The organism is Polaribacter glomeratus (genome assembly GCF_002954665.1).
GTDB lineage: Bacteria > Bacteroidota > Bacteroidia > Flavobacteriales > Flavobacteriaceae > Polaribacter > Polaribacter glomeratus.
On the sequence record NZ_MSCM01000002.1, the window covers coordinates 1,229,681 to 1,250,790 of the forward strand.

Here is a 21,110-nt window from a genome sequence, read left to right on the forward strand (position 1 = left end):
TATAACTGTTTTTTTAATTGGAAATTCTTTTTAATTAAAAACAAAAAAAGTATCTTTGCAACCTGAAAATGAAAGGGTAAAATCCTTATAAAAAATAATAATTTAATTAGTTACAAAATGTCTACAGCTAAAGGTAAAGTTTCTCAAATAATTGGGCCAGTTATTGACGTTGAATTCAATACTGAAAACAACGAACTTCCAAAAATTTATGATTCATTAGAGATTAAAAAAGCGGATGGTTCTATTTTAGTTTTAGAAGTACAACAACACATTGGTGAAGATACTGTTAGAACAATTTCAATGGATGCTACGGATGGGTTACAAAGAGGAGCAGAGGTTATTGCTACTGGTAGTCCAATTCAAATGCCAATTGGGAATGATATATATGGCCGATTGTTTAATGTAACCGGAGATGCAATTGACGGTTTAGGTAATTTACCTAAAGAAGGAAAAGATGGATTACCAATTCATAGATCTGCACCTAAGTTTGAAGACTTGTCTGTATCTACAGAGGTTTTATTTACTGGTATCAAAGTTATCGATTTAATTGAGCCTTATGCAAAAGGTGGTAAAATTGGTTTATTTGGTGGAGCAGGTGTAGGTAAAACTGTATTAATTCAAGAGTTAATCAACAATATTGCAAAAGGACATGGTGGTTTATCTGTGTTTGCAGGTGTTGGAGAAAGAACTCGTGAAGGAAATGATTTACTTCGTGAAATGTTAGAGTCTGGTATTATAAAATACGGTGATGACTTTATGCATTCGATGGAAGCAGGTGGATGGGATTTATCTAAAGTAGATAAAGAAGGAATGAAAGCTTCTAAAGCTACTTTCGTTTTTGGACAGATGAATGAGCCACCAGGAGCTCGTGCAAGAGTTGCGTTATCAGGTTTAACAATAGCTGAATATTTTAGAGATGGAGCTGGTGAAGCTCAAGGTAAAGATGTACTTTTCTTTGTTGATAATATATTTAGATTTACACAAGCTGGTTCAGAAGTATCTGCGCTTTTAGGTCGTATGCCCTCAGCGGTAGGTTATCAACCAACTTTAGCAACAGAAATGGGTGCTATGCAAGAGCGTATTACATCAACTAAAAAAGGGTCTATAACATCTGTACAAGCAGTTTATGTACCTGCAGATGATTTAACAGATCCTGCACCAGCAACAACATTTGCGCATTTAGATGCTACAACAGTATTGTCTCGTAAAATTGCTGAATTAGGTATTTATCCTGCAGTAGATCCTTTAGACTCTACTTCTAGAATTATGTCTGCTGCTATTTTAGGTGATGAGCATTACAATACAGCAACAGCAGTAAAAGAAATTTTACAACGTTATAAAGAATTACAAGATATTATTGCGATTTTAGGAATGGAAGAATTATCTGAAGAAGATAAATTAGTAGTTCATAGAGCAAGACGTGTACAACGTTTCTTATCTCAACCCTTCCATGTTGCTGAACAATTTACTGGTATACCAGGGGTTTTAGTTGATATTAAAGACACTATTAAAGGATTTAATATGATTATGGACGGGGAATTAGATAAATATCCAGAGGCAGCATTTAACTTGAGAGGTTCAATTCAAGATGCAATTGACGCAGGTGAAAAAATGTTAGCAGAAGCTTAAACAGTTGTAGGTTGGCGGTTTATACTAACAACTAACAACTAAAAACTATAAATATATGTTTTTAGAAATTGTAACACCCGAAGCTATTTTGTTTTCATCAAAAGTTGATTCATTCTCTGTACCTGGTATTGATGGTGAATTTCAAATGTTAAAGAATCATGCTCCAGTGGTCTCTATCTTAAAAGAAGGAACTGTTAAAATTCATGTGCATACATTAGAACACTTACAGATAGATATCATTAGTGGACATTTAGAACCTCATATTGATGATGATAAAATTCTAACACTCGCCATTAAATCTGGAACTTTAGAGTTAAAAGATAATAAGGCTATTATTTTAGCGGATTAACACAATGTATTATATTATAAAAAATCTCAAAATAGATATCTATTTTGAGATTTTTTTTGCATTTATATTAGTGCAAAAAAAAACATCTTTTATTAAAAAGATGTTTTTTTAGCAATTTTCCCTAACGAATTCAATAATTTTTTTATTCAAATAATACTTCAAAATTCGTTAAAATTAATCAATAATTGAATAAGGAAAAACCCCTTTATTTTTAAGGGGAAAACCCCTTTTTTAGTCCCAGAAAAATTTGTGTCATAGTTTATGTTGTATTTTAGTAGATAATTAATATAAGACTCAATTTATGAAAACTAAAATCACCAAGTTTATACTACTTTTTACAGCATCACTATTTTTTATTTCTTGCAAAAGTGATTGTAATCATGAAAAAGAATTGAAAGAGACTCAAAATAGTGAAAGACCGTCACAAGCTATCACATATCCAGAAATGGCTAGCATGTTTAAAGAATATGATAATGGGCAAAGAGTAGTTTTAAACGAGTATATCTCAAAGAAATCCGAAGGAAAAGATAGTGTAGAGACTATTTCTCAATTTTATAGTTTGTCTGAAATTAAACAGTATATCGCGTATATTGAAAGATTATCTAAAGAAAAAGAAATTGATTTAACAGGAATTAGAATTTTTACTTCTGCATACCCATCAGATTATAAAATAAAAGAATATCAAAATAGAGTTTGTTTTATTTTAGCACCAACAACAAATATTGGAGACAAAAAAAATATTGCATACGAACCATTAGAGTCTGATGTTAAGAAACCCGTTTCTATGAAAAGTATTTTAGATAAATATGCAGATGTAACTACAAGAAGTGTAAATAGGGCAGCTATATTTTCTTTTAATATTATAGCTAATGATAATAGTTCAGCTTTAAATAGAGGTAATATTTATCCTCCTTATTAAAAATTATGTTAGAAGATTTTTATGGCTATTTCGAATACGCTTCTTTAATTATATCCTTACTATTTTTTACAAAATATAAAGAGTATCAATTTTACAAATACTTCGTTTTTTATTTAGTGGCAATCGTTGTCTTTGAAAACTTAGCCTCTCAAAAAATCCCTAAAGATGATTGGTTTGAATTTTTTAATGATGGATTTAAAATATTAAATGTATTTACTTTTTTCGAATTTAATTTAGTAGCCCTTATTTATTATAATTTAGTCAAAGAAAAAGTTTCAAAAAACATTCTTTTCTACTTAGCATTTTTTTTTAATCTAATTTATTTTTTAAGCTTTTATTTTATCAAACTACAGAATTACACTGTGGTTATTGAAGGTATTGTAAATACAGTCCTTGTAATTCTTTATTTTAGAGAATTATTAAATTCTGATAAAATTTTAAATTACAAGAAATTGTTGCCTTTTTGGGTTTCTGTTGGATTTTTATTATTTTATTTAACATCAATACCATTTTTTACATTAGTATATTCCGACCTTTTTAATTCGAGAATAATGTTTCCTATACTTTATTCTCTTATTATTGTATTTCATTTGTGTTTTATTTATGGCTTAGTTACATGCAAGAAAACGGAGGATTAGTTTTAATAGTTTCAACTTTATTAGTGCTTTTTACAGTGATAGCACTAATCGTTTTGTTTACTGTTTTCCAAAAAAAGAAAAACTCTTTAGTAGAGGAGAGAAAAAAGGCGGAACAAAGGTTTGAAAAAGAATTAACAGAAACTCAAATTGAAATAAGAGAAGAAACTTTAAGAAATATCAGTTGGGAATTGCACGACAATATTGGTCAACTATTAACATTAGCAAAAATTCAATTGCAGAGCGCTACTAAAGAAAACATTAAAGAGGTCTCTGAAACTATTACCCGAGGATTGGCAGAAGTACGTTCTTTGTCAAAATTAATTAATCCAGAGGCTATTAATAATATCGAATTAAAAGAAGCTATTCAATTAGAAATAGATCGTTTTAACCGTTTAAATTTTATAAATGCTAACTTAACTATTTTGGGTGATGAAATAAAGATTGATAAAAAACATAGTATTATTATCTTTAGAATTTTGCAAGAATTTTTCTCAAATACCATCAAGCACTCAAGGGCATCAACTTTAAAAGTTATTTTAAATTATAAAAATGAAATCCTTTATATTACAGCCGTAGATGACGGAATTGGTTTTTCTTCGGATAGTAATAATAGCGGAATTGGTTTGATAAATATTAAGAAAAGAACCGAATTAATTGGCGCAGAAATTAATTTTGAATCAGAAAAAGGGAAAGGAACATCGTTAGAAATACAGTATAAATTATGAAACAATTTACAGTAGTTATTGTTGATGATCACACATTATTATCGCAAGCAATTCAAGCAATGGTAAACACATTTAACAAGTTTGTTGTATTGTACACATGCAAAAATGGACAAGAATTAGTCGATAAATTTTCTCATCAAGAAAATATACCTAATATTGTTTTAATGGACATAAATATGCCAATTATGAATGGTGTAGAAACGACTGAATGGATTAGTAAAAACCACTCAAAAGTTAATGTATTGGCGCTTTCTGTAGAGGATGAAGAGTTCACCATCTTAAAAATGTTAAAAGCGGGTGTCGCTGGTTATTTGTTAAAAGATACAGAAAAAGACGTTTTAGAAAAAGCGTTAATTGAAATTGCCGAAAACGGATTTTATCACACAAAAAGCGTGACCACCATATTAATGAATTCCCTGTCGGGAAACGAAGTTAAAGAAATTGATATCACTGATAAAGAACGTCAATTCTTAAAACTTTCTTGCACAGAATTAACCTACAAAGAAATTGCCGATCAAATGTGTTTAAGCCCTAAAACAATTGATAATTATAGAAATAGTTTGTTTTGTAAATTAAATGTAAAAAATAGAGTTGGGATGGTTACATATGCCATAAAAAATAAAATTTACACTCTCTAAAAATGTCGTAAATTTGCAGAATGGAAGAAACTAACAGACAAAGAAAAATTGCAGGTGTTCTGCAAAAAGATTTGGTAGATGTGTTGCAGAAAGCAGCGCAAGATGGTATGAAAGGTGTTATTATTTCTGTTTCTAAAGTACATGTTACTTCAGATTTAGGAGTAGCAAAAGTATATTTAAGCGTTTTTCCATCAATTAAAAGAGACGACATTATAAAAGGTGTAGTTTCTAACACGGTTTTAATTCGTCATGAAATGGCAAAAAGAACCAAAAATCAATTGCGTAGAATGCCAGAATTACTATTTTTTGGTGATGATACTCTCGACTATATAGAGAAAATTGATAATTCTTTAAAAGGAGGAGACGAAGATCCTATTAAAAATCCAGAAGTTTTACCAAGACGTAGAAAACAATAAATTCCAGCAATTTAATTGGGTTTTTCTCTATACATAGCCAAAAGATATTTATTTACCAAGACTAGTAATAATGCGATAAACATTGTTACTATTATAGCGTCATTTGGAGTAATTGTAGGATCACTAGCACTTTTTATTATTCTTTCTGGTTTTTCTGGTTTGCGAACTTTTAGTTATAGTTTGTTAGACTCATCCGATCCAGATATTAAAATTACATCCGTAAAAGGTAAATCTTTTATAATTACGGATGATGTGCAGCAAATTCTAAATAGGAATCAATCTATAGCAGCAAGTTCTAAAGTTATTGAAGAACGAGTTTTTTTAGAATACAATGACAAAAGTGAAATTGCTTATATAAAAGGGGTTGAAGATAATTACCCAAAAATTACACAAATAGATTCCGTTTTAAGCCAAGGTATCTGGTTAGATACAACGTATATAAATACAGCAGTAATTGGTAGAACAATCGCCATAAAGTTATCTCTTGGCGTACGAAGTTTTGGCGAACAATTACAAATCTTGGTACCAAAACCAGGAACAGGGTTTATAAATCCTACCAACGCATTTTATAAAACGGAAGTTCAAATTGTTGGTTTATATACTGGTACAGAAGAGTTTGAAAGCAAATTTGTCTTTGTAACGTTATCACAAGCAAAAGATTTACTAAATTTTAAAGAAAATCAAATTACGGGGTTAGAATTAAAATTAATCGATAGTGAAAACTCAGATGATATCGCAACTGAACTTCAAGAAAAATTAGGAAACGATTATAAAGTGCAAACCAAAGAGCAATTAAATGAGGTTTTTTATAAGGTAATCAATACCGAAAATTTTGTTTCGTACCTCATTTTTACATTAATTGTAATTATTGCATTGTTTAATGTAATTGGCACAATAATTATGATGATTATTGATAAAAAAGACAATCTAAAAACTTTATTTAGTTTAGGAGCAAGCGTAAAAGAGATTAAAAGAATATTTGTACTTCAGGGATTTCTGCTCACTTTTTTTGGAATGATCATAGGATTGATTTTAGGAATTATTTTAGTTTTTGTTCAAAAAAAGTATGAACTATTTATGATTACAGAAAACTTGGCTTATCCAGTAGAATTTAAGTTTACTAACTTATTTATAGTCATTGCAACCATTACTATTTTAGGGTTTATAGCCGCTAAAATTGCAAGTAGTAGAATATCAAAAGAGTTTATAGAACGATAATTGTAAGAAATAGCAAATACTGTAAGCTTGAAAATTAATTACAACTTTAATTTACAAGTTAAGTGTTTAATCAGTAAAAGGCTTAAAAAATTAAATCTAGCTAGATTAATTATTTGTTATTTATGATTAGAATGTTTCTTTTTAGTGATCTCTATACTTTGCGATCGAGATTTACTTTATGTTTCATTTAATCTTCACTATTAAAAAGTCTAAATTAATTAGAACGGTTCTAATAACTATTTAAATTTACAATATTAATTGAGTTTCTTGAGTTTATTTAGCTAAAAATCAAAAGACTATCGATGAAATTCAAAAAAATAAAGATTGATTGAAAAATTAATAGATTTGGGGAATAATCATATTTTCAAACATTTTTTCTACTTCATCAAAAGCAGCAAATACATCCTTTGCATCATCAGAAGTGACCATTTTTGTTCTATATTCTTTAAAATGTGGAATTCCTTTAAAGTAATTAGTATAATGTCTTCTTGTTTCTACAACGCCTAAATGTTCACCTTTCCAATCAATTGCCATTTGTAAATGTCTTCTCGCCATTTCTGTTCTTTGAGCAATTGTAGGCTTTTCTAAGTGTTCTCCGGTTTCAAAAAAATGCTTTACTTCATTAAAAAACCAAGGATAACCAATAGAAGCTCTGCCAATCATAGCGCCGTCTAAACCATATTTATCGCGCATTTCCATCGCTTTTTCTGGGGTCGTAACATCGCCGTTTCCAAAAACAGGAATATGCATTCTTTGATTATTTTTTACTGCTGCAATTGGTTTCCAATCTGCATTACCTTTATACATTTGTGCGCGGGTTCTACCATGAATAGAAATTGCAGCACAACCTACATCTTGCAAGCGTTCGGCAACTTCTACAATCCTAATAGAATCATGATCCCAGCCCAAACGTGTTTTTACAGTAATTGGTAAATTTGTATGTTTAACCATGGCTTCTGTTAGAGAAACCATTAAATCGATGTCTTTTAAAATACCTGCTCCGGCACCTTTGGAAACTACTTTTTTTACAGGGCAACCAAAGTTGATGTCAATAATATCTGGATTCGATTTTTCTACAATTTCAATAGTCTGTAGCATCGATTCTAAATTAGCGCCAAAAATCTGAATTCCTACAGGACGTTCTTTTTCGTAAATGTCTAATTTCATGATGCTTTTTGCAGCATCTCTAATCAAACCTTCAGAAGAAATAAATTCTGTGTACACAACGTCTGCACCATTTTCTTTACATAAAGCCCTAAACGGAGGATCTGAAACATCTTCCATTGGTGCTAACAAAAGTGGAAAATCTGGAAGTTCTATGTTGCCTATTTTTACCAAAACTGATTATTTTTCTGCAAAATTAGTGTTTTTATTTGTTAGAACCCAAATTCCGTAGCATCCTAAAAATAATTCTGCAAAAGTTCCAAATTGATACCCAAAAGTAGGAGTTCCGTCGATATAAAAACTTAGTATTCGCCCAAAACCTAAACCTAACATAAAAATTATATTTGTTTGAATCGCTGTTTTTAAGTATTGATTTTTAAAAACACCTAAGATCCAAAGAATAGAAAAGCCTAAATACAAACCCATAATCGCTTTAAAGAAATTATGTTCGTCAATGGTATTTAAATGAATGTCAAATTGAGCATCAGGTTTAAATCCGTAAACTAAAGAAACAGGAACAACAATTAGAACAGAGAATACTAAATGTATTTTATTGATAAAATCTTGTTTTGTTTTGAACATGAAGTTTAATATTTGAACTATTCTCGATACAATTCCGATGAAAAATCGGAATCACTCGAACTGACAATTCGCGATACGAACTTTTATAGACAAATTGCCATTTCGAAAGATTTTTTTAAGAATTATATATGTTTAAAAATTAATTTCCTTTTCAACTTCCTCAGTTCCTCTTTTTACAACCACTTTGCTTTTATCACCTTCTTTAAAAACTGACAAAGCGCGCATATAGCTCATCATATCAACAACAGTGCTGTCGCCTAGTTGTATAACAATATCACCTTTTTGTAAACCTGCTTTTTGTGCTGGTTTGTCTTCGGATATTCCATCAATACGCATTCCTTTTCCGTCAAACATATAATCAGGAATTACACCCAAACCAACTTTAAATCGTGGCGTTTCTTCACTTTCATTTTTTGTTTTTCTAAAAGGTAATTTTCCGTTATTATCTAAATCAGTAATGATGTTAAAAATATAACTGCTGATGGTTTCCATACCTTCATAATTCAATTTTTCAGAATCATCCCCAGGTTTATGATAATCTTCATGTTGCCCAGTAAAAAAGTGTAAAACAGGAATGTCATTTAAATAAAAACTTGTGTGATCGCTTGGTCCAACGCCAGATTCTTGCTGAATTAATTTAAACTTTTCGTTATGAGATTTTAAAGTTTGTTTAAATATAGGCGAAGTTCCTGTGCCGTAAACCGCTAACGCAGAATCTTTTTTTAAACGACCCACCATATCCATGTTAATCATATAGGATACTTTTTTAGTATCGATTGTAGGGTTTTTCACAAAATAATTAGAGCCTAATAAACCCATTTCTTCACCAGAAAAAGCCATAAAAAGATAATTATTTTTGATGTTTTTGCCTTTCATTTTTGCCGCTAAATTTAGCAAAATAGCAACTCCAGATGCATTATCATCAGCACCATTATGAATCGCTTTAATAGAGTCTCTGTATAAAGAACCTTCGCCGCCAAAACCTAAATGATCAAAATGAGCACCAATAATTACGGTGTTTTCTGCTTTATTATCTATAAAACCAATTACATTATTTCCAGTAATTGTACCATCTCCGTTTACATCAAACTTTACTTCGTCATGCGGATTTGTTTTTGGCTTAAAGGTAAAAGGTTGCAAATAATCTACGGTTCCTTTTGGCGCTAACCCAAGTTCTGTAAATCTTTTTACAATATAACTGGCAGCTTCTTTTTCGCCTTTTGTGCCTGTTTGTCTTCCTTCTAGCGCATCCGAAGCTAAAAAAGTTACGTCTTCTTTAATTCTAGTTTCTTGATTTATAGATTCTTTACAGGATATAAAAAGAGATAAAAAAATTAGAAATAGGGTGTTTCTCATGATGATAAATATTATTTTTGTAAAATTAAAGAAATATTATCACTTACTGAAATCTATAAAAAATGAAATTTAAAATACTTTTTTTACTGTTGATAGCCGCATCAATAACTGCTTGTAAAAACAACAAAAAAGAGACAGAAGTTGTAAATACTGATGAAAATGTAAAAATAAAAGATAGTTTAATTTATCCAGAGGAAATTCATTTTAAAACCTTGAAACAAATTACTTTTGGAGGAGATAATGCAGAAGCTTATTGGAGTTTTGATGATAAGCAACTGGTATTTCAGTCTAATAATAAAAATTGGGGTGTCAATTGCGACCAAATGTTTTTAATGAATGTTGATGAAACTTTTAAAGACTCAAAACCACCAATGATTTCAACAGGTTTAGGTCGTACTACTTGTGCGTACTTTTTACCAGATAACAAACACATCATTTACGCCTCTACACATTTAGTTGATAAAGAATGTCCGGATGTGCCTTTGCGTAAAAACGGAAAATATATTTGGCCTGTGTATGATAGTTTCGACATTTTTGTGGCAGATTTAAAAGGAAATATAGTAAAACAATTAACCAATGAAAAAGGGTATGATGCAGAACCTACGGTTTCTCCTAAAGGCGATAAAATTGTTTTTACATCCACTAGAAGTGGCGACTTAGAATTATACACTATGAATATCGATGGAACGGATGTTAAACAAATAACAGATGAACTTGGCTATGATGGTGGTGCTTTTTTCTCTCCGGATGGTACAAAAATCATATTTCGTTCTTCGAGACCAAAAACGAAAGAAGCCATAAAAGCATACAAAGATTTATTAGCAGAAGGCCTGGTGGAACCAACAGAAATGGAATTGTATATTTGTAATGCGGATGGTTCTGAACTTCGTCAATTAACAGATTTAGGAAACGCAAATTGGAGTCCGTTTTTTCATCCATCAGGAAAAAAGATTTTATTTTCTTCTAATTTTGAAGCAGAAAGAGGTTTTCCTTTCAACTTATACATGATAGATTTAGACGGAAAAAATTTAGAAAGAGTTACGCACGGAGAAACTTTTGATGCTTTTCCTGTATTTTCTAATGACGGAAAAAAATTGGTTTTTTCATCAAACAGAAATAATGGAGGAGGCCGTGATACAAATTTATTTATAGCAGAGTGGCAAGATTAAGATGGCGTGGACTAGAGAAAAAATATTAGAAAATATAGAGGTCTTAATGCGAAGCAAATTTGAAACTCCGCAACAAGCTTTTATGCATTATGACAGTGATAAAGACGGTTTGTTAACAAAATCTGATTTTAAAAACTTATTAAAAGAAGCCAATGTTAGTGTTTTAATAAGGGGTTTGGTTGCCGAGTTTATGATGAAAAGTTTTGATCAAAATAAAGATAATACCGTAAGTTGGGAAGAATTTCAGCAAGCAATTAAAGAATCAGGAATAAAAAAGTAAGTAACATATTTTTTAACATATTTGATCTCCGTAATTTAAAATCAACTTTATTAAATAAAAGAAATCTAAAAATCAATACAATGGGCGCAAAAGAAAATATTTTAAAAGACATTCATATTTTAATCAACCAAAAATTTAAATCGCCAGAAGAAGCTTTTATTTATTTCGATAAAGACAAAGATGGTCGTTTAAACAGAGACGAAATTAAAACGCTCTTAAAAGATGCTGGTGTTAGCATGCTATTGAGAGGAGTTGTTGCTGGCGAAATGATAAAAGGTTATGATAAATCTGGAGACGACACCATTAATAGAGACGAATTTAAAGTTGCGATAGCAGAATTAGATAGCGGTCATTAATTACTTTAATTCTACAATAACTTCATTTTTTCTATTTAGCAATTCGAAGGGTGCATTGTATCCTAAAAAGTAAAAGCTGTTAGTATATTTTATTCCATTTTTGTTTAGAGCAGCAATTAATTTTTCTTTGTAACCCTTTATTTTATCGTCATTTGCCCAACCACTAAATGTAATTGCTGCAATCTTTTTGGCAGGCATTTCTGTAAATTCAATATTACCATCGTCTGGCTTTGGTAAACTTTCTTTTGTATATTTTTTTGGCACTAAGAACATCATTGTAGTTGCATCATCAATTGTCATTGCAACTGGCGATGTCATGGCTATCTTTTCATTTTTATTATTTCCTCCAAAAATATAACCTGCTAAAATTGAAAATCCTTGGCTAGAAGTTTCTTTATAGGTTTTGTTTGAAAGCTTTACAGATGTAAAAAGTGATGCTTCGTAATTTCTAACTTCGAAATCACCATAACTTTTAACCACTTTATACGGATACTTCTCAATATTTTTTTGACTGATTACAAAATAGAGTTGAAATAAGATAAAAAGTACAGCGACTACTCCTAAAACTATAAATAAAATTTTCATTTTCATGATGTTGAATTAAGTATTAAAAATAGTGATTATTTACTTTATACGGGTTGTTATTTAAATAAAAAGTCTTTGTTTAGAAATACAATTTTACAATATTAAGCTTTGTTTTTTAGTTCTATAAATTTGAATATTTTGCAAAAATGTTTTATTGCTTCTGCTTTTTAATTAGCTTATATTTGCAAACATTTTAGAAATCAAATTTAACAAATGAAGAATATTAGAAACTTTTGCATTATCGCACATATTGATCATGGTAAAAGTACGTTAGCAGATAGATTGTTAGATTTTACGGGCACTGTAACTGATCGTGAAAAAAAAGAGCAGTTATTAGATAGTATGGATTTAGAGCGAGAACGTGGTATTACCATAAAATCGCACGCCATTCAAATGGATTATACCCACAATGGTGAACAATATATTTTAAACTTAATTGACACTCCAGGACACGTAGATTTTTCTTACGAAGTTTCTCGTTCTATTGCAGCCTGTGAAGGTGCTTTATTAATTGTAGATGCTGCACAAAGTATTCAAGCGCAAACAATTTCTAATTTATACTTGGCTTTAGAGAATGATTTAGAGATTATTCCGGTTTTAAATAAAGTAGATTTACCATCAGCAAATCCTGAAGAAGTTACAGATGATATTGTAGATTTATTAGGATGTAACCCAGAAGATGTAATCCATGCAAGTGGAAAAACTGGTTTTGGTGTTGAAAATATTTTGGAAGCAATTATTAATAAAATTCCTGCTCCAAAAGGTGACCCAGATGCGCCATTGCAGGCTTTAATTTTTGATTCAGTTTACAATTCTTATAGAGGTATAGAAACTTATTTTAGAGTTTTAAACGGAGAAATTAAAAAAGGACAACAAATTAAATTCATGTCAACCGGCAAAAATTATTTTGCAGATGAAGTTGGAACGTTAAAACTGACCCAAGTTGTAAAAAAATCTGTAAAAACGGGCGATGTTGGTTATTTAATTACAGGAATTAAAACGGCAAAAGAAGTAAAAGTTGGTGATACAATTACAGATGCTGCAAACCCAACTACAGAAAGAATTGATGGTTTTGAAGATGTGAAACCAATGGTTTTTGCAGGTATTTATCCTGTAGACACAGAAGATTTTGAAGAATTGCGTTTTTCAATGGAAAAGCTACAATTAAATGACGCTTCTTTGGTTTTTGTTCCAGAAAGTTCTGCCGCATTAGGTTTTGGCTTTCGATGTGGTTTCTTAGGAATGTTGCACATGGAAATTATCCAAGAACGTTTAGAACGTGAGTTTAATATGACCGTTATTACAACGGTACCAAACGTTTCTTACCACGCGTATACAAAGAAAAATCCGGAGGAAATTATCATTCTAAATAATCCAACAGATTTACCAGATCCATCGAGATTAGATAGAGTAGAAGAGCCTTTTATTAAAGCTACTATTATAACAAAATCAGATTTTATTGGTCAAGTTATGAGTTTGTGTATCGAAAAACGTGGACAAATTACAAATCAAACATACTTAACAACAGAAAGAGTTGAACTTGCTTTTGAAATGCCTTTGGCAGAAATTGTATTCGATTTTTATGATCGTTTAAAAACAGTTTCTAAAGGATACGCTTCTTTTGATTATCATCCAATTGGTATGAGAGAATCTAAGTTGGTAAGAGTAGATATTTTATTAAATGCACAGCCTGTAGATGCGCTTTCTGCTCTTTTACATGCAGATAATGCCTTTACGATTGGTAAAAAAATTGTAGATAAATTAAAGCAATTAATACCAAGACAACAGTTTGATATTCCTATCCAAGCCGCAATTGGAGCAAAAATTATTGCAAGAGAAACTACAAAAGCGTTGCGTAAAGATGTAACAGCAAAATGTTATGGAGGAGATATTTCTCGTAAACGTAAGCTATTAGAAAAGCAGAAAAAGGGTAAAAAGAGAATGCGTCAAGTGGGTAATGTAGAAATTCCGCAAGAAGCATTCATGGCAATTTTAAAGTTGAATGACTAGAAAAAGAACCAAGACTTTTAGAGTTAAGAAATAAGACAGAAACCCTTTTGAGAAATCAGAAAGGTTTTTTATTTGAATTTACCTTTTGCGAACCATGAAGTTCTTTTTCATCTGTTCTAGATATAATTTCTTAATTTTTTAAAATTCACTCAAATTGACAGGAAAAAAATTGTTGTTTTAAACTGAGCTTAATCTGTTACCTTTTTTTATTATGATAAAAACATGAATCCCAGCAAACTTTTTAGGAAGGATAAGGTTTTGAAAACACTTTACACTTTTTAAATATATAACAGAAATTACTATTCTCAAAAATTATCACAAAAAAAATACTCTTGAAATTTATCAAGAGTATTTTTTAATTTTAATTAGAGTTAAGCTACAAAAGGCGTTCTTTAGACTAGTCTCTTCCGCCTAAAACTTGTAAGCCCCAATATAAAAGCATTGCTAAAGAACCCAAGGCAGCAACTAAATACGTTCTTGCAGCCCATTTTAAAGCATCCGTAGAGCCTGCTAACTCTTCTTGCGAAACCATATTTTTACTTTTTAACCAAGCCAAAGCTCTGTTGCTTGCGTCATATTCTACAGGCAAAGTGATAAAGCTAAAAATTGTGCCTAATGCCATGAAAATTAAACCAGCAACCGCAATCATAAAGCCAATCCCCGTTTGTCCTGCACCGGCTCCTAATATAAGACCACCAAAAACCATCCATTGTGAAAGGTTTGAAGTAAGGCTTACAATTGGTACTAATTTAGAACGCATTGTTAGCCATTCATATGCTTTTGCGTGTTGCACAGCATGACCACATTCATGAGCGGCAACTGCTGCAGAAGCAGCATTTCTTTGGTTAAAAACAGATTCACTTAAATTTACTGTTTTATCAGCAGGATTGTAATGATCTGTTAATCTACCAGGAGTAGAAATTACTTTTACGTCATAAATGCCATGATCTGCCAACATTTTTTCAGCAATTTCGGCGCCACTCATTCCGTTTCGTAGCTGAATTTCAGAATATTTTTTAAATTTCTTCTTAAGTGTATTGCTCACTAACCAACTTAATAAAGAGATCACACCTATTAAAATATAAAATCCTATCATAATATATACTGTTTTAAAAATTTTAGTTCATTTTTGTTCGATAAATTTACAACATAAAGTATTCCATTTTTAATTTGGATTAAAAAAAATGCCAAAATGTCAAAAAAACCAAACATATTCATCGTTTACACAGGCGGAACTATTGGAATGATCAAAGATTATAAAACAAATGCATTAAAAGCATTTGATTTTAGTCGAATTTTAGAAAAAATACCTGAGCTAGAGCAGTTAAATTGTGTCATAAAAAGTGTTTCTTTTGATATTCCTATTGATTCATCCAACATGAATACGCAATATTATAAAGATATTGTAGAAATTATTGAAGCTAATTATGACGATTTTGATGGATTTGTAATTTTAACAGGTTCAGATACGATGTCATATACATCTTCTGCGATAAGTTTTATGATTGAAAACCTTCATAAACCAATAATTTTTACAGGATCTCAGCTACCAATTGGAGATTTAAGAACGGACGCAAAAGAAAATTTAATTACATCGATAGAAATTGCAAGCGCCAGAAAAGACAATAAACCTATTATTTCTGAAGTTTGTTTGTATTTCGAATACAAGTTATACAGAGCAAACAGAACCACAAAAATTAATGCAGAACAATTTGAAGCTTTTGCTTCTATGAATTATCCGCCTCTGGCAGAAAGTGGCGTTCATTTAAACTTTAGTGAGCATTATATTTATAAACCATCTGCCGAAAAAAAGAAATTAATCATCAGAAAAAAACTAGTAACAGACATTTTAATCTTAAAATTGTTTCCAGGGATTACAGAAAAGGTTGTAAAAAGTATTTTAAATACTAAAGATTTAAAAGGCGTTATCTTAGAAACGTATGGATCTGGCAATGCGCCAGACGAAATTTGGTTCCTAAACTTATTAAAAGACGCGATTGCTAAAAATATTAGAATTATTAATGTTACGCAATGTTCTGGTGGAAATGTAATTCAGGGTCATTATGAAACGAGTGTTGCATTAAAACAAATAGGTGTTGTAAGCGGAAAAGATATTACAACAGAGTCTGCAATAGCAAAATTGATGTATTTATTAAACGAAAACCTCACCTTGGATACATTTACCTTTTATTACGAAAAATCTTTAAGAGGAGAAATTTCAGATAAATGAAGTGCCTAAATTCAATCGATTTATTAAAAAAGAAAGATTTCTTTAATAAAAATGCTAAAAAAACACAAATTGCACAAAATAAATTTTTTTATGCATAACATTTTTTGTTACTTGGCAGTCTCGTATACGAAAGAGTCGAGATACCTAAATTTTAAAAATATTTAGTATCCAATTTTTTCTGTATTTGAGATGAAAATTATATCTTTAACCCGTTAACTATTAAAATTAATTTATAACAGAGATGAAAAAAGTAGTAAATGCCTTATCTGTAACAGGATTTATGTTTTTTGGAGCTATTCAATCAACTTTCGCTCAAGAAGCGGCAACAGAAGCAAAAACATTTCACCAAATCTTAAAGCAAAACTTTATAGACGGTGGCCCAGGATTCATGGGAATTGTATTAGTAGCATTAATCTTAGGATTAGCTATAGCCATTGAAAGAATTATTTATTTGAACATGGCAACTACAAATACCAAAAAATTATTAGCAAATGTAGATGACGCCCTAAGTTCTGGTGGTGTAGAAGCAGCAAAAGAAGTTTGTAGAAATACAAAAGGTCCTGTAGCATCTATTTTTTACCAAGGTTTAGATAGACTAGACGAAGGGGTTGAAGAAGCTGAAAAAGCAGTTGTTTCTTATGGTGGTGTTCAAATGGGGCAGCTAGAGAAAAATGTTTCTTGGATTTCTTTATTTATCGCATTAGCACCAATGCTTGGTTTCATGGGTACTGTAATTGGTATGATTGGAGCCTTTAATGACATTGCTGTCGCAAATGACATTTCTCCTGCAGTTGTTGCTGGTGGTATTAAAATTGCATTATTAACAACAGTATTTGGACTTGTTGTAGCTATCATTCTTCAAATTTTTTATAATTATATCGTTGCAAAAATCGATAGCATTGTAAACAGTATGGAAGATGCTTCTATCTCTTTGATAGATTTATTAGTAAAGTATAAAAAATAAAACTCAATATGAAAAGTAATAAAATTTTAAATATTTTAATTGCTGCCATAGCGCTTATTGGGGGTGTTCTTTTCATAAGAGTTCTTATGGAAGATTCTCAAGCAATAGTAGAGAGTGTAGATTTACAAAATAGTTTAGTAAGTCCACTTGTGTCTTTCTCTTATTGGTTATGTATTGCAGCTGTTGTAATTACAATTGGACTCGCTTTATGGAGTTTAGTTAGAAACCCAGAAAACCTAAAGAAAACTTTAGGAGGATTAGCAGTATTAGGAGTTCTTTTAGCTGTTGCTTATTTCTTATCTGATAGTAATGTAATTTACGATGCAGCAGGGAAAGTTCAACCAGGAGGCGAAGCAGGTTCATCAATTAATCATTGGGTAGGAGCAGGAATTTGGTACAGTATCATTTTAGGTGGTATTGCTAGTATATTCTTTGTTTTTGATTTAATAAAAGGATTAATAAAATCATAAAAATATGGCAAGAAGAGAAAATCCAGAAATTAACGCAGGTTCTATGGCAGACATTGCTTTTCTGTTATTAATTTTCTTCTTAGTAACAACGACAATGAATGTAGATTCAGGTGTCTCTAAGAAGTTATCAGAAAAGCCGCCAGCAGATTATGTACCACCTATTATTAAGGAAAAAAATATATTTGTAGTTCTTATAAACAGAAACAATGAATTATTGGTTGAAGATTTAAGAATGGACGTAAAGGATCTGAAAGATGCCGCTATCGCTTTTATTGATAATGGTGGTGGAGTAGGAACTGCAGGTGAAGATGGTTCTCCAGGTAAATCTTGTGATTATTGCGAAGGTGAAAGAAGCGAGTCTTCATCAGATCATCCAAATAAAGCAATTATATCTGTTCAAAGTGATAGAGGTACAGAATATGGTACTTATATTCAGGTTCAAAATGAGCTTTTAAGAGCATATACAGATCTTAGAAATAGATTATCTAAGAAACGTTATGGTATGTCATTTGATGCGCTTGAAGAAGCTTATGATGCTGACAAAACAAATGAAGCTTTAAAGAAAAAAGTGGAAGATATCAAAACATGCTATCCTCAAATCATTTCTGATGCAGAGCCAACATCATAATTAATATTAAATTATAACATATGTCTAAATTTAGAAAGAAGAAAAAAGGAATGCCAGCTGTTAATACTGCTGCGTTGCCGGATATCGTTTTTATGTTATTATTCTTTTTCATGGTAACAACAACAATGAGAGAGACAGACTTAAGAATTGAAAACCCAAGATTACCAAGTGCTTCTGAAGTTAAAAAGTTAGAACATAAAAGTTTGGTATGTACTATTTATGTTGGTAAATCTAAGGATCCTAACAGAGACGGAGTTGGTTTTAATAAAATTCAATTAAACGATAAGATTGCCTCAGCAGATCAAGTGCCTGCATTTATTATTAATGCAAGAACTAAAGTATCTGAAGCAGAGGTTCCTTTTATGACAACATCAATTAAAGCTGATAAAGAATCAAATGTTGGAACAATTACTGATATTAGATTAAAATTAAGAGATGTAAATGCTCTTAAAATTAGTTATTCTGCATCCAAAGGATCTGGTAATTAATCATAAAGGAAATTTTTAAAAAAGGGGTAATTCTTATGAATTACCCCTTTTTTATTTTAAACATTACATCCGTTACATACTTTTAGAAATATTATTTCTCCTTCAAAAATCTCTTATGATTATTTATCCATATTTTTCCTTACTTAGCAGCAAGAAAAATTAACTATCCTATTAATGAGATAAATTTTACAATTATATAAAATATATTGACATTCAATTAATTAGCAAAAACTATTATTAGCGAAGCTAATAAAAATATAGTAGTTCATCTATATAGATAGTTGCATTCGTTATAAATCATTATCATTTTATTCATTAGTTAATGAATATTAGAACTTTATTATATTCTAAATAAATTCGATTCATAATTATAAATTATTTTGGGTTATTCTAGATACTTATTAAAACAGTATTTTTTACACGCTATATTATGTTAAAACTGTAAGTTAAAAAGTATTTATTCTTATAAAATCGATATATTTGGTAACTAAAAATAATCTGGCTTTTAATGAAGTTACTCCACTATATATTTTGTTTATTAATTTTCTCTCTTTTTTCAATAAAAAGTAATTCTCAAGAAACGTTACCTATCTACCAAGATTATCTTTCTGATAATGTGTTTTTAGTGCATCCATCGGCTGCGGGTATCGGTAATTCTAGTAAGCTTCGTTTTACGGCAAGACAACAATGGGCGGGTATCCCTAACGCGCCAGCTTTACAAACAATGAGTTTTCATACAAGATTAAGCGAAGATTCTAATGCAGGTTATGGTTTTGTCTTATTCAATGATAAAAACGGTTTTCATTCTCAAAAAGGGTTACAAGGTGCTTATTCTTATCACCTACCTATGAGTAATGGTACTATATTTAATCAACTTTCTTTTGGATTGGCTTTTACGTTTGTACAAAATCAATCAGATCAAAGAACATTTACAGGCGATAGAGCAATTGCAGCAATTATAGAGAGTACAAGTTATTATAATGCAGATTTTAGCATGGCGTATCACTTAGGTGGGTTTTCGTCATATTTTACAGTTAAAAACTTATTGTTAACAGCTAAGAATAATTTGAATGTTCAGGAACCTTTAGATTTAAAAAATTATATCTTTTCTACAGGATATTATTTTGGAGAAGATCTTGCTATTCAATTAGAGCCGTCTGTAATGTTGCAGTTTAGAGAAGGAACAGGAGAAAGAATTGCCGATTTTAATATTAAAGCGTATAAAAATATTTCTAATACTCAACTTTGGGCAGCACTATCTTATAGAAAAAACTTTGACGCTAACGGTATTGAAAATGCTCAATTTATATCACCAATTATAGGTTTAAATTATGATAATCTAATGTTTTCTTATACATACACAAATCAAATGAATGAGACAGTTTTAACAACTTCTGGTTTTCATCAAGTTTCTGTAGGTATAAATTTATGGACGAAAGAGCCAAGAGCGGCAGCTTGTCCAAATATTAATTCTGCTTTTGGAGGGTTCTAAAAGTTTGTTTCGTCTATCGATATAAAATCATTGTTTTTAGGAAGAAGCATTTCTAAAACAGATTTATTTTTATTGATATAGAATTGTGATGTACCTCCTTTTGTTTCGGTATTAAAAAGTTGATACTTATCCAATATAGCTTTTGTTTGTCTTGCAACAGCTTCCCCAGAATCTATTATTTGTATTTTATCGCCAACAATTTCTCTAATAATAGGCATTAAATAAGGATAATGAGTGCAACCAAGAACCAAGCAATCTACGTGTTCTTCTAGCATAGGTTCTATATAAGATGTTAATAAATTTTTTATTTTTAGTGAATTAATATCTCCACTTTCTATTAATTCGACTAAACCTGTGCCAACTGTTTCTTTGATGGTTATTGTTTGTCTTATTACGCTAGAAGTTATTTCAAATAACTCGCTATTTAAAGTACCTTTCGTGGCAAGTATTCCAATTATATTTGTTTTAGTTTTTAGTGCTGCAGGTCTAATTGCGGGTTCAATACCAACAATAGGAACCTTATAATTTTCTCTTAGTATTTTTATAGCGTTTGTGGTAGCTGTATTACATGCAATAACAATTAATTTACAATTTTGGTTTAATAGAAAATTGGTGTTTTTTACAGATAAATCGATAATCTCTTGTTTACTTTTTTCACCATAAGGAGCATTTTTACTATCAGAAAGATAAATAGTATTTTCATTTGGTAAAAGTGTCCTAATCTCACTCCAAATTGATGTACCACCAACTCCAGAGTCAAAAATACCAATAGCTAGGTTGTTTGATTTCATCATATTGTAAAAA

General features: G+C 30.5%; 23 protein-coding genes. 17 read left to right on the top strand and 6 right to left on the bottom strand.

All coding sequences use genetic code 11. From position 1 onward, the window contains the following. Positions 1-117: 117 nt before the first annotated feature. From atpD to BTO16_RS15460, 7 genes are all read left to right on the top strand, one after another. Positions 118-1,629: a F0F1 ATP synthase subunit beta gene (gene atpD, locus BTO16_RS15425; protein ID WP_105022540.1), complete on the top strand. Its 1,512-nt coding sequence runs from the start codon at positions 118-120 to the stop codon at positions 1,627-1,629. Positions 1,630-1,684: 55 nt separating this feature from the next. Next, positions 1,685-1,978, top strand: coding sequence for a F0F1 ATP synthase subunit epsilon (locus tag BTO16_RS15430; RefSeq protein WP_105022541.1), 294 nt, complete (start codon positions 1,685-1,687; stop codon positions 1,976-1,978). Positions 1,979-2,279: 301 nt separating this feature from the next. Next, positions 2,280-2,897, top strand: coding sequence for a hypothetical protein (locus BTO16_RS15435; protein WP_105022542.1), 618 nt, complete (start codon positions 2,280-2,282; stop codon positions 2,895-2,897). Between the two features lie 616 nt (positions 2,898-3,513). Continuing rightward, positions 3,514-4,260 (top strand): sensor histidine kinase, encoded by a 747-nt coding sequence (locus tag BTO16_RS15445; RefSeq protein ID WP_105022544.1) that lies wholly within the window; start codon positions 3,514-3,516, stop codon positions 4,258-4,260. After that, positions 4,257-4,898, top strand: a complete 642-nt coding sequence (locus BTO16_RS15450; protein WP_105022545.1) for a response regulator transcription factor — start codon at positions 4,257-4,259, stop codon at positions 4,896-4,898. Before BTO16_RS15445 ends, BTO16_RS15450 begins: the two co-directional genes overlap by 4 nt. 20 nt (positions 4,899-4,918) lie before the next feature. Continuing rightward, complete coding sequence (gene rbfA / locus BTO16_RS15455) at positions 4,919-5,314, top strand: 30S ribosome-binding factor RbfA (protein WP_105022546.1); 396 nt, start codon at positions 4,919-4,921, stop codon at positions 5,312-5,314. A gap of 15 nt (positions 5,315-5,329) precedes the next feature. Beyond that, entirely contained in the window at positions 5,330-6,532 is a 1,203-nt protein-coding gene (locus BTO16_RS15460; RefSeq protein ID WP_105022547.1) for an ABC transporter permease, read from the top strand. A gap of 336 nt (positions 6,533-6,868) precedes the next feature. Here the strand turns inward: BTO16_RS15460 and dusB are convergent, their stop codons facing one another. The 3 genes from dusB to BTO16_RS15475 form a co-directional block, all read right to left on the bottom strand. After that, positions 6,869-7,870, bottom strand: coding sequence for a tRNA dihydrouridine synthase DusB (dusB, locus tag BTO16_RS15465; RefSeq protein WP_105022548.1), 1,002 nt, complete (start codon positions 7,868-7,870; stop codon positions 6,869-6,871). A 6-nt stretch (positions 7,871-7,876) separates the two neighbouring features. Next, positions 7,877-8,278, bottom strand: coding sequence for a DUF4345 domain-containing protein (locus BTO16_RS15470; protein ID WP_105022549.1), 402 nt, complete (start codon positions 8,276-8,278; stop codon positions 7,877-7,879). A 132-nt stretch (positions 8,279-8,410) separates the two neighbouring features. Beyond that, positions 8,411-9,634, bottom strand: coding sequence for a M28 family peptidase (locus BTO16_RS15475; RefSeq protein ID WP_105022550.1), 1,224 nt, complete (start codon positions 9,632-9,634; stop codon positions 8,411-8,413). Between the two features lie 62 nt (positions 9,635-9,696). Between BTO16_RS15475 and BTO16_RS15480 the strand changes: the two genes are divergently transcribed. From BTO16_RS15480 to BTO16_RS15490, 3 genes are all read left to right on the top strand, one after another. After that, positions 9,697-10,803: a TolB family protein gene (locus BTO16_RS15480; RefSeq protein ID WP_105022551.1), complete on the top strand. Its 1,107-nt coding sequence runs from the start codon at positions 9,697-9,699 to the stop codon at positions 10,801-10,803. 1 nt (position 10,804) lies between these two features. After that, positions 10,805-11,083: an EF-hand domain-containing protein gene (locus tag BTO16_RS15485; protein WP_105022552.1), complete on the top strand. Its 279-nt coding sequence runs from the start codon at positions 10,805-10,807 to the stop codon at positions 11,081-11,083. Positions 11,084-11,163: 80 nt separating this feature from the next. After that, the gene (locus BTO16_RS15490) at positions 11,164-11,439 is read left to right on the top strand and encodes an EF-hand domain-containing protein (RefSeq protein WP_105022553.1); all 276 of its coding nucleotides are present in this window, start codon (positions 11,164-11,166) and stop codon (positions 11,437-11,439) included. Here BTO16_RS15490 and BTO16_RS15495 read toward each other — a convergent pair whose 3' ends face one another. Then, positions 11,440-12,024, bottom strand: a complete 585-nt coding sequence (locus BTO16_RS15495) for an SOUL family heme-binding protein (RefSeq protein ID WP_105022941.1) — start codon at positions 12,022-12,024, stop codon at positions 11,440-11,442. Between the two features lie 213 nt (positions 12,025-12,237). Here BTO16_RS15495 and lepA point away from each other — a divergent pair, with 213 nt between their 5' ends. Next, positions 12,238-14,034, top strand: a complete 1,797-nt coding sequence (lepA, locus tag BTO16_RS15500) for a translation elongation factor 4 (protein ID WP_105022554.1) — start codon at positions 12,238-12,240, stop codon at positions 14,032-14,034. A gap of 397 nt (positions 14,035-14,431) precedes the next feature. Here the strand turns inward: lepA and BTO16_RS15505 are convergent, their stop codons facing one another. Beyond that, positions 14,432-15,130, bottom strand: coding sequence for a zinc metallopeptidase (locus tag BTO16_RS15505; RefSeq protein WP_105022555.1), 699 nt, complete (start codon positions 15,128-15,130; stop codon positions 14,432-14,434). A 96-nt stretch (positions 15,131-15,226) separates the two neighbouring features. On the opposite strand from BTO16_RS15505, the gene BTO16_RS15510 reads away from it, so the two are divergent. The 6 genes from BTO16_RS15510 to BTO16_RS15535 all read left to right on the top strand — a co-directional run bounded on the left by BTO16_RS15510 (position 15,227) and on the right by BTO16_RS15535 (position 20,306). Further along, positions 15,227-16,264, top strand: a complete 1,038-nt coding sequence (locus tag BTO16_RS15510; protein WP_105022556.1) for an asparaginase — start codon at positions 15,227-15,229, stop codon at positions 16,262-16,264. Positions 16,265-16,505: 241 nt separating this feature from the next. Further along, positions 16,506-17,228 carry a MotA/TolQ/ExbB proton channel family protein gene (locus BTO16_RS15515; RefSeq protein WP_105022557.1) on the top strand — a complete coding sequence of 241 codons (723 nt, stop codon included), beginning with the start codon at positions 16,506-16,508 and terminating at the stop codon, positions 17,226-17,228. Positions 17,229-17,236: 8 nt separating this feature from the next. Then, positions 17,237-17,698 carry a hypothetical protein gene (locus BTO16_RS15520; RefSeq protein ID WP_105022558.1) on the top strand — a complete coding sequence of 154 codons (462 nt, stop codon included), beginning with the start codon at positions 17,237-17,239 and terminating at the stop codon, positions 17,696-17,698. Between the two features lie 4 nt (positions 17,699-17,702). Continuing rightward, entirely contained in the window at positions 17,703-18,326 is a 624-nt protein-coding gene (locus tag BTO16_RS15525; protein WP_105022559.1) for an ExbD/TolR family protein, read from the top strand. 20 nt (positions 18,327-18,346) lie between these two features. Beyond that, positions 18,347-18,814, top strand: coding sequence for an ExbD/TolR family protein (locus BTO16_RS15530; RefSeq protein WP_105022560.1), 468 nt, complete (start codon positions 18,347-18,349; stop codon positions 18,812-18,814). 508 nt (positions 18,815-19,322) lie between these two features. Then, positions 19,323-20,306: a PorP/SprF family type IX secretion system membrane protein gene (locus tag BTO16_RS15535; RefSeq protein WP_105022561.1), complete on the top strand. Its 984-nt coding sequence runs from the start codon at positions 19,323-19,325 to the stop codon at positions 20,304-20,306. On the opposite strand, the gene murI is transcribed toward BTO16_RS15535, so the two are convergent. Next, a complete protein-coding gene (murI, locus tag BTO16_RS15540) occupies positions 20,303-21,097 on the bottom strand; it encodes a glutamate racemase (protein ID WP_105022562.1) in 795 nt (264 codons plus the stop codon). The genes BTO16_RS15535 and murI overlap by 4 nt on opposite strands. Positions 21,098-21,110: the final 13 nt, after the last annotated feature.

What these genes read in the sequence shown, in the direction of transcription:
- atpD (WP_105022540.1), top strand. Translation starts at nt 118, where the DNA reads ATGTCTACAGCTAAAGGTAAAGTTTCTCAAATAATTGGGCCAGTTATT.
- BTO16_RS15430 (WP_105022541.1), top strand. Translation starts at nt 1,685, where the DNA reads ATGTTTTTAGAAATTGTAACACCCGAAGCTATTTTGTTTTCATCAAAA.
- BTO16_RS15435 (WP_105022542.1), top strand. Translation starts at nt 2,280, where the DNA reads ATGAAAACTAAAATCACCAAGTTTATACTACTTTTTACAGCATCACTA.
- BTO16_RS15445 (WP_105022544.1), top strand. Translation starts at nt 3,514, where the DNA reads ATGCAAGAAAACGGAGGATTAGTTTTAATAGTTTCAACTTTATTAGTG.
- BTO16_RS15450 (WP_105022545.1), top strand. Translation starts at nt 4,257, where the DNA reads ATGAAACAATTTACAGTAGTTATTGTTGATGATCACACATTATTATCG.
- rbfA (WP_105022546.1), top strand. Translation starts at nt 4,919, where the DNA reads ATGGAAGAAACTAACAGACAAAGAAAAATTGCAGGTGTTCTGCAAAAA.
- BTO16_RS15470 (WP_105022549.1), bottom strand. Translation starts at nt 8,278, where the DNA reads ATGTTCAAAACAAAACAAGATTTTATCAATAAAATACATTTAGTATTC.
- BTO16_RS15475 (WP_105022550.1), bottom strand. Translation starts at nt 9,634, where the DNA reads ATGAGAAACACCCTATTTCTAATTTTTTTATCTCTTTTTATATCCTGT.
- BTO16_RS15480 (WP_105022551.1), top strand. Translation starts at nt 9,697, where the DNA reads ATGAAATTTAAAATACTTTTTTTACTGTTGATAGCCGCATCAATAACT.
- BTO16_RS15485 (WP_105022552.1), top strand. Translation starts at nt 10,805, where the DNA reads ATGGCGTGGACTAGAGAAAAAATATTAGAAAATATAGAGGTCTTAATG.
- BTO16_RS15490 (WP_105022553.1), top strand. Translation starts at nt 11,164, where the DNA reads ATGGGCGCAAAAGAAAATATTTTAAAAGACATTCATATTTTAATCAAC.
- BTO16_RS15495 (WP_105022941.1), bottom strand. Translation starts at nt 12,024, where the DNA reads ATGAAAATTTTATTTATAGTTTTAGGAGTAGTCGCTGTACTTTTTATC.
- lepA (WP_105022554.1), top strand. Translation starts at nt 12,238, where the DNA reads ATGAAGAATATTAGAAACTTTTGCATTATCGCACATATTGATCATGGT.
- BTO16_RS15505 (WP_105022555.1), bottom strand. Translation starts at nt 15,130, where the DNA reads ATGATAGGATTTTATATTTTAATAGGTGTGATCTCTTTATTAAGTTGG.
- BTO16_RS15510 (WP_105022556.1), top strand. Translation starts at nt 15,227, where the DNA reads ATGTCAAAAAAACCAAACATATTCATCGTTTACACAGGCGGAACTATT.
- BTO16_RS15515 (WP_105022557.1), top strand. Translation starts at nt 16,506, where the DNA reads ATGAAAAAAGTAGTAAATGCCTTATCTGTAACAGGATTTATGTTTTTT.
- BTO16_RS15520 (WP_105022558.1), top strand. Translation starts at nt 17,237, where the DNA reads ATGAAAAGTAATAAAATTTTAAATATTTTAATTGCTGCCATAGCGCTT.
- BTO16_RS15525 (WP_105022559.1), top strand. Translation starts at nt 17,703, where the DNA reads ATGGCAAGAAGAGAAAATCCAGAAATTAACGCAGGTTCTATGGCAGAC.
- BTO16_RS15530 (WP_105022560.1), top strand. Translation starts at nt 18,347, where the DNA reads ATGTCTAAATTTAGAAAGAAGAAAAAAGGAATGCCAGCTGTTAATACT.
- BTO16_RS15535 (WP_105022561.1), top strand. Translation starts at nt 19,323, where the DNA reads ATGAAGTTACTCCACTATATATTTTGTTTATTAATTTTCTCTCTTTTT.
- murI (WP_105022562.1), bottom strand. Translation starts at nt 21,097, where the DNA reads ATGAAATCAAACAACCTAGCTATTGGTATTTTTGACTCTGGAGTTGGT.